This is a genomic window from Umezawaea sp. (genome assembly GCF_057122925.1).
The window spans coordinates 1-11,835 of record NZ_DBNGPQ010000094.1 but is presented as its reverse complement, the minus strand read 5'-3'; the positions used below and the strand labels follow the sequence as shown (position 1 = coordinate 11,835).

Below are 11,835 nucleotides of genomic sequence, written 5' to 3'. Positions count from 1 at the left end.
TCAGCCGTTCACGCCCGCGGGGACCGGGTCGGGCTCGATCTCCAGCGTCACCAGCGATCGGACGGTCGCCAGGGTGGCGATCACCGCGTCCTGGTCGGGACCGGTGACGAACACGCTGACCGGGATGTTGAGGCTGTCGCGGGTCAGGGGGACGTGGTCGCCGGGGGCGCACTCCACCATGACCCGGTCGATGCCGGGTAGGCCGTCCAGCGCCTCGATCCCGTGCACCGCCCGCAGCGTGCCGGGGGCCTCGTCGTTGCGGATGACCAGGGAGCCGAAGACCGCCCGGAAGTCCGGCGAACGGTCCATGATGGACGGTCGGCGGCCGAGGTAGCACTCGATGGAGTCGTGGTAGGGCCGCATGAGGTCGCTGTAGCGGCCCCACATCTCCATCGCGGGCCCGCCGGGCTGCCGGGCGCCGACCTCGATGAGGTACACGCCGTCGGCGTTGCACTTCACCTCGGTGTGGCTCGGGCCGCGGCGGATGCCGTAGGTGTCGAGGACGTCGCGCACGTAGTCGCTCAGCCGCGCGAAGTCCGGGTCCGTCCCGTCGATCTGGACGGTCTCCCACACCGGGAAGTCGTAGTCGCCGTCGCCGGGCTGGCGGTACTCCCAGATGTCGACCAGGCGGTGCTCGCCGTCCGCGCTGTAGTGGTTGACCGCGAACTCGCGGCCCCGGACGTAGTGCTCCACCAGCCACTCGGTGATGGGCTCGTCGAACACGTCGTGGGTGACCAACCCGTCCAGCGCGCCGAGCGACCCCTCGTCGGAGATCACCACGACACCCTGCGAACAGGACCCCATGGTGGGCTTGACGATGGCGGGAAACCCGATCTCCCCGATCGCCTCGGCGATCCCCTCCGTGGGCACGAGCCGGAACTCCGGCACCCGCAGGCCGCTGTCGCGCGCCCGCTGCCGCATGGCCGCCTTGTTGCGCCTGGCCCAGGCGAGCGCGTGGTCGTTGCCCGGCAGGCCGAGGCGGTCCGCGATCATGTCGGCCAGGTACACGGCCGTGTCCAACGTCGGCAGGACGGCGCGCACGTCCAGCCCGCGGTCCGCGACCTGCTTGGCGACCTCGTCGACGTCCGACGCGTACAGCGACACGTCGTCGCCCACCTCGTGGCCGGGGCTGCCCGCGCTGTACTCCACGGTGTACACCGACACGACGGTGAACCCGAGTTCGCGGGCTGCGGCCTTGTACCTGGCCCCGGTGCGGATCGGGTCGACCAGCAGGACCGCGGGTGCTTCCTCTGTCATCAGGTGTTTCCTCTGGAGTGGTGGCGTGTCCAGGTGCGTGGTCGGGGCACGGGAGGGAGCGGCGCCACCGGCCTGGCGCGGCCGGTCCGCCGGGTGTGCCCCCGGATCAGGGACGGGCGAGGGAGAGCAGTTCGCCGCGCAGCGCGCTGTCGGTGGCGAAGGCGCCGTGGTAGGCCGTGGACGTCATCAGCGCGCTGGCCTTGATGCCGCGCATCGTCATGCAGAGGTGCTCGCCGCGGGCGATGACGGCGACGTCCGGGGTGCCGGTGATGGTGGTGATGTCGTGCGCGATGTCGGCCACGAGCCGCTCCTGGACCTGGAGCTTGTGGGCGTGGCGGTGCGCGACGCGGGCGAACTTCGACAGCCCGAGCAGGTGCCCGGTCGGCCGGTAGGCGATGGTGACGGCCGCGTTGAACGGCAGGAGGTGGTGCTCGCACAGCGACCAGACGCGGATGTCGGAGACGATCACGAGCTGGCTGGTGGTCGTGGACTCGAAGAGCGTCTCGACGGTACCGGGGTGGTAGTCGACGAACTCTCGCCACCAGCGGGCGAAGCGCTGGGGGGTGTCCCTGAGCCCGTCGCGGTCGGGGTCCTCGCCGATCTCCTTGAGCAGTTGCCGCGCCACGTCGACGAGCGGGTCCTCGTCCGGTGGTTCGGCCAGGTCGATGATGTCGCGTCCGGCGTGGGTCGTCATGGTGGCGTGGAGCCTCTCTGTGCCGCGGGATCCGGGGAGTGGACGGCCGGTGTCAGGGTCGGTACTCGGCCCAGGTCTTGGGCGTTTCGGACACGCGGGTGGCGGTGAGTTCGGGGTACTCGGCGGCCCACTGGTCGAACATCCAGACCGCCATGTTCTCGGCCGTCGGGTTTCCGGGGACGATGTCGTTGAGGTGCTGGTGGTCGAGCGTTTTGTCGAGCCACGTCTTGAACGTCGACAGGTCGCCGTAGTCGCGCACGAATCCGGTCGGCGTGAGGTCGTCGACCGTGGCCGCGGAAAGCTCCAGTTCGACGACGTAGTTGTGCCCGTGCAGCCGTGCGCATTGGTGGCCGTCGTGCAGTCCCGTGAGTTGGTGACTGGCCGAGAATTCAAACTTCTTGGTGATGCGCAGAGGCATGGATTCCGTCCCTCTCGACGAGGAGATATGCGATTCACATCGATGCAAAACCGATCATGCTCACGTCGATCGGGAGACGGAACGTCCGTCCGGACGGACTTTTCGTGCAGGCCGTCGCCATCGATTCACATATCAGCGGATCCGAGGGTGGTCAAATATAGCCTTCGCGCACGGCGAACGCGACCGCGTGTGCCCGATTCCTCAAATGCTTGCGCCTCATCACGTCGGACAGCACGCCCTTTACCGTTCGCTCGGACAGCGAGAGGCGTTCGGCGATCTCCCTGGTGTCGAACCCCTCCGAGACGAGTCTGAGCACCTCCAGCTCCCGCTCCGTGGGGACGGCCTCGGCCGAGATGCTCTCGCGCCTGCCCCTGCGCGAGCCGCGGGCCTGCGCGGACAGGTGGGACAGCATGTTCACCGCCGAGTCGCCACCACCGCGGAACACGCTCCGCACCGCTTTGACCAGGCGTGCGGGGGTGATGTGGTGGAGGTGGACCACGCTGCGGGCACCCAGGCCGCGCACCATCTCGACCTGCGGTTCGTCGAGGTCGCCGACGACGAGCACGACCCGTCCGCCCATGTCCGCGACCAGCGTCCGCAACCGGACCACGGCGCCGGCGTCGAGGACGTCGACCAGGACAACCCCCACGCTCCACGCGCGGTCGGCGTCCGACCGACCGGCTTCGTCGAGGACGACCACGTCGGGCCGGTCCTCCAGGAACTCGATGACACCCGCGCGGGACAACGGGTCGCCGTCGTACACGACCACTGGGATTCTGTGCGTCGACATGCGGTGATCCTTAACGCTGGACAGGACTCCAGAGTAGCTTCCGCATACCGCCGGGGCTCCAATCGAGACGCCTGGCGGAAACCTGCCGACATTGGGCAGGCAAGGGGTGTTACAGGGAAATGCCCTCACCACCGCGAATGGCGTCCACCTGCGAATACCCAAAGCGTGGGACCCACCATCGCACAATCCGCACGCCCCCTTGCGGCGATCGCCCGGATCCGATATGGCCGGAGTGCTGTCGAGTAGGGCGGGCGTTTCCCCACCCGAATGGGCGTATTGTTGCCACAAGTGGGCGGAACTTCTTCGGTGACCATCGCCACAGATGAATTCCCAGCCATCGGAACCCTGCACGAAAAGTCCGTCCGGTCGAACGTTCCCCCTCCCGCCCGGCGTGAGCATGATCGGTTGCACACCGAGCGGACCACCGACCGCGACGGGCTCCGCGACAGCCTCGAACGAAGACGAGGAGTCGTCCTGCATGAACATCCTCACCGAGACGCACCGGTGGCGCATGCGCGCCGGGTACTCCTGGGACCAGAGCGAGAACCCGCGGCTCGTCGCGCTGCGCAGCGCGGTCGACACGCGGCTCCGACGCGCGACGTCAGCGGTGTCGGAGGCCGATCCGGACGGCCCGAGCATCGGGTACGCGGGCGTGCACCACGGCGTGGTGATCCGGCAGCTGCTGGAGCAGCGCCGCGAGATCGGCGGTGTCGCGACCACCGACCGCCGCGAGCACCTGCTGGACCGGGGGCGGCTGTTCCGGCCCGGCGGCCTGCCGGACGCCGACCTGGTGGCCGTGAGCGGAACGGCCGCGCAGATCGGTTCCCTGCCGAGGGACAGCGCCCTCGTCCTGCCGTACCGGATGCACCTGTCGGTCGACCTGACCGGCGACGGCTCCTGGCGGCGCGGGGTCTCCAAGCGGGAGCGCCAGTGGTTCAACGCCCTGCGCAACAGCCGCGAGGTGGCGATCGACGTCGCCACCGACGAGGAGTCCTTCGACCTGTTCTACGACCGGATGCACGTGCCGACGATGGAGCTGCGGCACGGCGAGCGGACCCGCAACGAGACCAAGGCGCGGGCGCACGAGTGCCTGTTCCGCCGGGGTCTGCTCGCGTTCGCCGTCGTCGACGGGCTGCGGACCGCGGGCGTGCTGTGCCACCGCAGCCCGGACGGCTCCGTGCTCACGGTGCGCCTGCTGGGCGTGCGCGACGGGAGCCAGGTCCACCACGACGACGGCGCCCTCAAGGCGCTCTACCACCTGCTGCTCGGGTGGGCCGACGACAACGGCTGCTCGCGCGTCGACTTCGGCGCGGTGGAGGCGTGGATCAGCCAGGGCATCTTCCAGTGGAAGCGCCGGTTCGGCCCGACGATCACCGTGGCCCCCAACCACAACGGCAGGCTGCGGGTGTGGTGGCGGGCCAACCGGGACACCCCCGCGGTGCGGGACTTCCTGGTGGCGAACCCGGTGTTCGAGCTGACCGACGACCTGCGACCGCGAGCGGTGTACTTCCACGACGACTCCCGACCGGCTCGCTACGACCTGTCCCACAAGTGCGCGGGCAACGACGACGTCCGCGCCGTGCACCTGGACCAGTTCCTGGCGGGGCTGCCCACGGTGCTGGCCTCCGGCTCCGGCCGGTGACGCGCCGCGGGATCAGTCCCCCCGCTCCACCGGGCGGGGCTCGGGCTCGACAGGACCGTTCACCGTCGGTGACGGTTCGTCGACGGGCCGAGCGCTCCGCCTGGTCGAGAAGTACAGCGCGAGGTCGTCGAGCATTCGGCCGATGTACGGGCTGAACGACAAAGCCACCTCCGCTCGGCCGGGGCCGCCCACCTCGAACAGCGTGGTTCGGGCCCCTTTACCCCTGCGATTCGGGATGACGGGACATCGCCATTCTCACCGAAGCGGGCCTGCCCGAAAATGTAAATTCGGACGGTCTTTTCGTGCAATTCCCGCGACGCGGCTCCCCGGAGGCGGATCAGATGTAGCCCTCGCGCACCGCGAACGCGACCGCGTGCGCCCGGTTGCGCAGCCGTCTGCGCACCATCACGTCGTGCAGCACGCCCTTGACCGTGCGCTCGGAGTACGCGAGCTGGTCCGCGATCTCCTTGGTGTCCAGGCCCTCGGCGACGAGCCGGAGCACCCCCAGCTCGCGCGGCGTGGGCTCGGCGGCGGGCGGCAGCGACGTCCCCGTCCGCCGGTGCGCGCCCCGCAGCTGCGCCAGCAGCCGCGCGAGCAGGTCGGACGGCACGTCGCCCTCGCCGCGCGCCGCGGTCTCCACCGCCCTCACCAGCCGCTCCCCCGTGGCCTGGTGCCGCCAGACGACGCACTGCACCCCCGCGTCGAGCACCATCTCGACCTGGAGCTCGCTCAGCTCGCCGGTCACCAGCACGACCTTCTGGTTCGTGCTGAGGACGAGCTTGCGCAACCGGACCACGCCGACGGGGTCCACCCGGTCGTCGAGCACGACCGCGACCCCGTTCGCGCGGTCGGCGACGGCGACGTCCTCGTCGAGCACCACCAGCGAGCGCTGCTGCTCCAGGAAGCCTGCGAGGCCCGCTCGGGACAGCGGGTCACCGCCGTGCACGACGACCGCGATTTTGTGCACAACCATGAGAACAATCCTTCGGGCTGGGCCGCCACGCACTCCGAAACAGACAAACACCCCGCAGGCCCACCAGGTGGACGCGCGGGGCGAACACAACGAATACGCGACGGCATAGCGGAGCGTAATGCGACTGTAACGGGACACTTCGACAGTAGCGACAGGTACTAAACCGGTCAAGTAACCGTGATGGGGAGGAATCGCCCGCTTTTCGGACACGGAGGTGCCGGTGACGTGCCGTGTCCGACCCGGCCCGCACCACCCGTGGGCGGCGCGCTGTGACGCACGCACCAGGGCGCGGCACGGGCGCGCGCGACCCGCCTCAGGCGGCGCCGACCGGAGCCGGGTCCTCGGGCAGCCGCCGGCCACCGCCGCGGTCGTCCGTCGCGAAGCGCGCGGCGAGGTCGGGGACGCGCAGGAGGCGCGCCGGCGCGGTGACGGTCCGGAGGGCGTCGACCGCGCGCCGGGTCCTCGGCACGGCCAGGCGCAGCAGGCGCGGTTCCACCTCGCCCTGGATCGCGTCGACGAACGGCCGCGGCACCCGGTCGTGGTTCGCCGGCGCGGTCGGCAGGTCGTCCGGGTGCCGGTTGACCTCTCCCGCCAGGACGTGGGCGCCGACAGCGCGCCGGAGGCGCCCGTCCCGCTGCAAGCGCGCGGTGTCGCCCACCAGGACGACGCTCCCCCTCGACCAGGTGTCGGCGCGCACCTGGACGACCTCCTGGGAGTGGAAGAACGGGCTGGCCCCACGCGTCGACGAAGCGCTCGGTCCGCCACCCCGCGTCGCGGAACCCGTCCGCCCAGAACTCCTGCCGCCGCCGCACGGGCGCGCGGTGGACCGCCGACGCCTCCTCGGACTCCCTCGGCACGAAGTACACCCGCGTCTCGGTCGGGTCGTGGCTGCGGCGCGTGATCTGGCGGCCACCCGGAACAGTGCGGGTGTCGCGGACGAGGACCCGCGGCGACCGCGTCCGTGCTCCCCCGGTCATGACCACCCCGGAATCCCTCTGTGAGTGATTTTCAGGGTTGCCCCGTCAGCGAGGGATTGTTGAGCAGCCGTCGCCCTGCTGGCACTTCCGCGCCAAGAAGGACCTCCTCGCCGCCGTGGCGGAGGCGGCGATGGCGCCCCACGCGGCGCAACCCCTGCCCGTGCCCGGCGACGACTGGCGCGAGTGGTTCCGGACAGCACCCGCAGCGTCCGCCGCACGCCGCCGCCGCGCCGCGACGGCGCGAGGCTGCACGCGGGCACCACGCCCACCGCCGACCTCGACCGGCTCCGCCGCAAGCTGGAGTTCCTCGTCACGCCTGCCCGAGCAGCACGCGCGGACGGCGCTGGCCGCGGGCCGCTTCACGGTCGGCAGCGTCCTGGAGGAGCAGGCGGACCCCGGTCCCGACGGCGGCGCGGACCTGCCCGCCGACCTCTCGCCGGTCGGCCACGGCTCGGCGTTCGAGGCGGGCCCCGGCCTCCTCGCGGACGGCCTGGCGCACCGCGCCGGCTTGTGACGGCCTCCCGACGGCCGATAGGGTCGCCGGGCGTTGGATCGCTTTCCCCCCAAGGTAAGGATCTTCGATGGCACGGCTCGGTCGCACCGACGTCGACGTCTTCCCGCTGGTGCTCGGCGGCAACACGTTCGGGTGGACCAGTGACGAGGAGAACTCGCACCGGGTCCTGGACGCCTTCGTCGCGGGCGGCGGCAACTTCATCGACACCGCGGACAGCTACACCTCCTCCGTGCCCGGCAACTCCGGCGGCGAGTCGGAGACGATCATCGGCTCGTGGCTGGCGGCGCGGGGCAACCGCGACAGCGTGGTCATCGGCACCAAGGTGAGCCGGCACCCCGAGTTCAAGGGACTCGCCGCCCCCACCGTCACGGCGGCGCTGGAGGCGTCCCTGGTCCGGCTGGGGGTCGACCACGTCGACGTCTACTACGCCCACTTCGACGACCGGAGGACCCCGCTCGCCGAGACCGCCGCCGCGTTCGACTCCCTGCACCGAGCGGGCAAGATCCGCGTGGTGGCCCTGTCGAACTACAGCGCCCCGCGGATCCGGGAGTGGCTCGACATCGCCCGCCGCGAGGGCTACGAGCCGCCCGCCGTCGTCCAGCCGGACTACAACCTCGTGACGCGCCGCCGCTACGAGCGCGAGATCGCTCCCCTGCTCGCCGACGAGGGGATCGCCGCCGTGCCGTACTTCGCCCTGGCGAGCGGGTTCCTCACCGGCAAGTACCGCGAGGTCGGCCCGCTCGGCAGGGCGGCGCCGTACTTCGCGGTGATCGGTGCCCTCCTCACCGGCAAGAACCGCAGCAACAGGCAGGAGTTCGGCGAACGGCTCCGGCGGGTCCTGGCGAGCCGGTACTTCACCGAGGCCGGGTTCGCCGTCGTCAAGGCCGTGGAGGACGTCGCGTCCGCCCGCGGGGTGGCGATGTCGACGGTGGCCATCGCCTGGCTGCGCGGCCGTCCCGGTGTCGTCGCGCCGATCGCGAGCGCCCGCACGGTCGACCAGCTGCCCGCCCTGCTGGCGTCGGCCGAGTTCGAGCTCACCGCGGAGGAGACGGCGGCGCTGGACGAGGTGTCGGCCCGCGTCGGGTGACCGGTGGGCCGTCACCCCCGGTCGACCCCCGGCGCAGAACGGCGGAGTCCCCGCAGGCAGCGACCGGTACGGGCCCGCGACGCCCGTGCCGGCATCGTGGAGCCGTGGACGACGAGGAACGCGCGGTGGTGCTGGGCGGTGGCGGGGTCACCGGGATCGCCTGGGAGATCGGTCTGGTGCACGGGCTGGCCGAGGCGGGGGTGGACCTGACCGGGGCCGACCTGCTGATCGGGACGTCGGCGGGCTCCGTCGTCGCGGCCCAGCTCGCGGGCGGCACGCCCCTGGAGCGGCTGTACGCGGACCAGCTGCGCCCGCCGCGCGACGAGATCGCGGCCCGGCTGACCCGCGGCATGGTGCTGCGCTACGCCGCGGCCTACGCGCTACCGGGCACCGGGCAGCGCAAACGCGCCCGTCTGGGCCGGGCCGCGCTGCGCGCGCGGACGGTGTCGGAGGCCGAGCGACGTGCGGTGTTCGAGGGCAGGCTCGCCCAGCGCGGCTGGCCGGAGCGCGCGCTGCGGGTCACGGCCGTCAACGCCGAGGACGGCTCGTTCGCGGTGTTCGACCGGGACAGCGGGGTGCCGTTCCTCGACGCCGTCGCCGCGAGCTGCGCCGTGCCGCTGGTGTGGCCGCCGGTGACCATCGACGGCCACCGCTACATGGACGGCGGGATGCGCTCGCTCGCCAACGTCGACCTGGCCGCGGGCCACGAGCGGGTCGTCGTCCTCGCGCCGATCACCAGGGGGTTGAGCCGCGCCGGTCGCCCGGACGTCCAGCTCGCCGCGCTGGACGCGCGGTCGATCCTGCTGAGCCCGGACGACGCGGCGCGCGCGGCGATCGGCGGCAACGTCCTCGACCCCGCCCGACGAGCCGCCGCGGCCGAGGCGGGCCGGGCGCAGGCGGCGGCGGTCGCGGAGGCCGTGCGGGCGGTGTGGGACGGGCCCGCCCGCTGAGCGCGGCGCGGAAGGGCTCCCGCGGGCGGAGCGGTGCCCGCGGGAGCCCTCCACCCCCGGTCCGGTCGATCACACGATGGCCAGGGCGCAGGCCGCCCCCGCCACCAGGAAGCGCACACCGGTGGCCATCAGCGCACCCGTGCAGGCGACGGCGGCGTTCGGGGTGCCGATCGCCGCCGCCGCGGAGCAGATGGAGATGCGCAGGTTGCTCGGGTAGTAGTTGCTGTTGATGAGGTGGTCGACGCACTCGCCGACGCCGAGGGTCGTGACCTGCTCCCGGCTCGGCGGGACCGGGGCCGGAGCCGCTTGCGCGGGCGCGGCTCCGAGGGTGACGGTGATCGTGGCGACGAAACCGACGACCGCGGCGGCGAGGAACTTCCGCATGCGTTGCACGTGATCTCCTTGGGAACGTGCCGGTGACCCGAATCCGGTTGGTCTCGGGCGGGTGGTGCTGCCGCCGAGCGTCACCGAAGCACGTGGGAGATCTGCCAAGGAAGTGTTGTACCGCCTGCTCAGCGCGGGTGTGGTGCGCGGTCCGCATCGGTGGAGCGCTGGACCGCGCGGGCCCGCGCCGCCACCCGCGCGTCCAACTCGGCCAGCTCGGCGGCGGTCACCACGTGCGCGTCGGGGCCGGGGTAGACGAGCGCCTCGTGGTTGGTGTCCAGCCAGCGCACGACGTAGGGCGGTCGGCCGTCCGACCGCCGGACCCCCACGATCACCCCCCTGCGCGCCGACCTGTCCGCGATGGGCTGTTCGACGAGCAGCCAGTCACCGGTCTCCGCGTGCATCCTCATCCCCTCCTGGTGCTGCCGCTCTTCCGCTCTTCCGTCGAACGGGGTTCAGTACCCTGGCTCCAGGCCCGAGTCGACCTTGATCGCCGTGTCGTCCCAGCCGTGCGCGAGGTCGGACACGACGTCGACCACTCCCGGCACCGCGCGGACCAGGCGCTCGGCCAGCTCGGTGTCGGTGCGGCGGTCCAGACGTCCCCGCACGGTCACGACCCCGTCGTCGACCCGAACGTCGACGGTCGCCGGATCGACGAGCAGGACGCGGTGGAACACCTGCTCCAGCACCTCGGAGCGGATCTGCCCGTCGTCGCGGAGGAACAGGCCGAGCAGGTCGCGGCGGGCGACCACACCCGCGAGCGCCCCGGTGGCGTCGACCACGAAGAGCCTGCGCGCGCCCGACCTCGCCAGCTGCCGCGCGGCGGCGCTCACCGGCGCGTCGGGGGCGATCGTCATGACCGGCGTGGTCATCACGTCCCCGGCGACGACACCGAGGGCCTTGCGCCACCGTTCCTTGCGGGCCCGGTCGACCAACAGCCCCGGCGGCGGTTCGGTGCCGCCGCGGAACTCCTCCTCGGGCAGCAGGTCCGCCTCCGACACGACGCCGATGGGCCGATCGCGGTCGTCCACCACGGGCAGCGCGCTGACCCCCCGGCCGTCCAGCAGCTCGACCAGCTCCCTGAACGGCGTGGCGGCTCGGACGGCGACCACGTTCCGGGTCATCACCCGGTCAACACTCGGTTCTCGCACCACGACCTCCGTCGACGGGACCTCCTCCCCAGTGTCGGCGGACGGGCTCGGCTGGTGCAGTGGCGAAAGTCCGCGGAACGGCAGCGAAGGTCCCGCGGGCGGGTCGCACGCGGCTCACCGACGGTCGTCAACTCCCCCGCACGTGCCTGCGTGCCGCGTGCGCCGCCGCGAGCTTCGCGCCCCACCGCTCGGCGCGCTCGACCTCGCCGTCCCTGAGCGGGCCCGGTGTGCCGGTGACGAAGAAGCTCTCGGACCGCACGAGCATCGGGAAACCGAGTCGGCGCAGCGTGCCGAGGGCGCGGCGGGCGGCGGAGCCGGGCACCAGCGGGATCTTGACCCGCGTGTCGAAGGCGGTGACCGCCGCGGGCGTGCCGAGGGGCCGCAGGGAGTCCAGCCACTCGCGCACACCGATCCCGGTGGACACGACCTCGCCCGCCGCCCGGTCGGCGGCCGACCCGCGGGTGCTCGGTCTGCTCAGGCCGAACGCGTGGGTGGGCGCGCCGACCACCAGCAGGTCCACGTCGTCGGGCAGGGTGGTCGGTGCCGCACCGACGTCGACGACGTCCACCTCCCCCGTCGCGGCGATCCCCCTGGCCACGGCGTTCGCGACCTCCCCCGTGTTGCCGAACATCGACTCGTAGACGACCAGCGCTCGTGTCATCGCACACCTCTCGTCGGGTCTCCCGCGTTCGTCGCCCGACGATCTCCTCCGCACCGGGACCCGCGCCCGCGGTGACGACCAGCTCGCCCTCCTCCGACAGCACGATCATCGAGGAGTGCGCGCCGGTGAGCTCCACCATGCGCTGGGCGATGAGCCGCAACGCGTCCTGCGCCGACGCACCGCCCAACAACTCCGAATTGATCTCCGCGGGGTCGCCTCCAACCACCGCTCCCGCATCCGCGACCGCTCGAACAACCGCGCGTTCTCGATCGCCACCCCCGCCGCCGCGGCCAACGCCTGGAGCACCACCTCGTCATCCGGCGTGAACCCCGCCCCA

14 protein-coding genes and 1 pseudogene are annotated in these 11,835 nt (G+C 72.1%); 4 read left to right on the top strand and 11 right to left on the bottom strand.

What is annotated here, in order from left to right; translation table 11 throughout:
* The 4 genes from AC156L_RS21395 to AC156L_RS21380 form a co-directional block, all read right to left on the bottom strand.
* Positions 1–1,257, bottom strand: coding sequence for an ATP-grasp domain-containing protein (locus AC156L_RS21395; RefSeq protein WP_484407196.1), 1,257 nt, complete (start codon positions 1,255–1,257; stop codon positions 1–3).
* Between the two features lie 106 nt (positions 1,258–1,363).
* Complete coding sequence (folE, locus tag AC156L_RS21390) at positions 1,364–1,951, bottom strand: GTP cyclohydrolase I (RefSeq protein WP_330878962.1); 588 nt, start codon at positions 1,949–1,951, stop codon at positions 1,364–1,366.
* A 52-nt stretch (positions 1,952–2,003) separates the two neighbouring features.
* Positions 2,004–2,369 carry a 6-pyruvoyl trahydropterin synthase family protein gene (locus AC156L_RS21385; RefSeq protein ID WP_330878963.1) on the bottom strand — a complete coding sequence of 122 codons (366 nt, stop codon included), beginning with the start codon at positions 2,367–2,369 and terminating at the stop codon, positions 2,004–2,006.
* A gap of 151 nt (positions 2,370–2,520) precedes the next feature.
* Positions 2,521–3,159 carry a helix-turn-helix transcriptional regulator gene (locus AC156L_RS21380; RefSeq protein WP_330878964.1) on the bottom strand — a complete coding sequence of 213 codons (639 nt, stop codon included), beginning with the start codon at positions 3,157–3,159 and terminating at the stop codon, positions 2,521–2,523.
* 478 nt (positions 3,160–3,637) lie between these two features.
* Between AC156L_RS21380 and AC156L_RS21375 the strand changes: the two genes are divergently transcribed.
* On the top strand, positions 3,638–4,801 hold the full coding sequence (locus tag AC156L_RS21375; RefSeq protein ID WP_330878965.1) for a hypothetical protein: 1,164 nt from the start codon (positions 3,638–3,640) through the stop codon (positions 4,799–4,801).
* 337 nt (positions 4,802–5,138) lie between these two features.
* On the opposite strand, the gene AC156L_RS21370 is transcribed toward AC156L_RS21375, so the two are convergent.
* Both AC156L_RS21370 and AC156L_RS21365 read right to left on the bottom strand, forming a co-directional pair.
* Complete coding sequence (locus tag AC156L_RS21370; protein WP_330878966.1) at positions 5,139–5,774, bottom strand: helix-turn-helix transcriptional regulator; 636 nt, start codon at positions 5,772–5,774, stop codon at positions 5,139–5,141.
* 313 nt (positions 5,775–6,087) lie between these two features.
* Positions 6,088–6,471 carry a hypothetical protein gene (locus tag AC156L_RS21365; protein ID WP_484407194.1) on the bottom strand — a complete coding sequence of 128 codons (384 nt, stop codon included), beginning with the start codon at positions 6,469–6,471 and terminating at the stop codon, positions 6,088–6,090.
* Between the two features lie 410 nt (positions 6,472–6,881).
* Between AC156L_RS21365 and AC156L_RS21360 the strand changes: the two genes are divergently transcribed.
* The 3 genes from AC156L_RS21360 (at position 6,882) to AC156L_RS21350 (ending at position 9,302) form a co-directional block, all read left to right on the top strand.
* Positions 6,882–7,265: a hypothetical protein gene (locus AC156L_RS21360; protein WP_330878968.1), complete on the top strand. Its 384-nt coding sequence runs from the start codon at positions 6,882–6,884 to the stop codon at positions 7,263–7,265.
* A gap of 67 nt (positions 7,266–7,332) precedes the next feature.
* On the top strand, positions 7,333–8,352 hold the full coding sequence (locus tag AC156L_RS21355; protein ID WP_330878969.1) for an aldo/keto reductase: 1,020 nt from the start codon (positions 7,333–7,335) through the stop codon (positions 8,350–8,352).
* Between the two features lie 104 nt (positions 8,353–8,456).
* Positions 8,457–9,302 (top strand): patatin-like phospholipase family protein, encoded by an 846-nt coding sequence (locus tag AC156L_RS21350; RefSeq protein WP_330878970.1) that lies wholly within the window; start codon positions 8,457–8,459, stop codon positions 9,300–9,302.
* 69 nt (positions 9,303–9,371) lie between these two features.
* Here the strand turns inward: AC156L_RS21350 and AC156L_RS21345 are convergent, their stop codons facing one another.
* The 5 genes and pseudogenes from AC156L_RS21345 to AC156L_RS21325 all read right to left on the bottom strand — a co-directional run.
* Positions 9,372–9,695 carry a hypothetical protein gene (locus tag AC156L_RS21345; protein WP_330878971.1) on the bottom strand — a complete coding sequence of 108 codons (324 nt, stop codon included), beginning with the start codon at positions 9,693–9,695 and terminating at the stop codon, positions 9,372–9,374.
* Between the two features lie 119 nt (positions 9,696–9,814).
* A complete protein-coding gene (locus tag AC156L_RS21340; RefSeq protein WP_330878972.1) occupies positions 9,815–10,096 on the bottom strand; it encodes a DUF1918 domain-containing protein in 282 nt (93 codons plus the stop codon).
* Positions 10,097–10,141: 45 nt separating this feature from the next.
* Positions 10,142–10,810, bottom strand: coding sequence for a CBS domain-containing protein (locus AC156L_RS21335; protein WP_330878973.1), 669 nt, complete (start codon positions 10,808–10,810; stop codon positions 10,142–10,144).
* A 154-nt stretch (positions 10,811–10,964) separates the two neighbouring features.
* Complete coding sequence (locus tag AC156L_RS21330) at positions 10,965–11,498, bottom strand: flavodoxin family protein (protein WP_330878974.1); 534 nt, start codon at positions 11,496–11,498, stop codon at positions 10,965–10,967.
* A gap of 34 nt (positions 11,499–11,532) precedes the next feature.
* A pseudogene (locus AC156L_RS21325) lies at positions 11,533–11,835 on the bottom strand (histidine kinase); the annotation flags it as partial.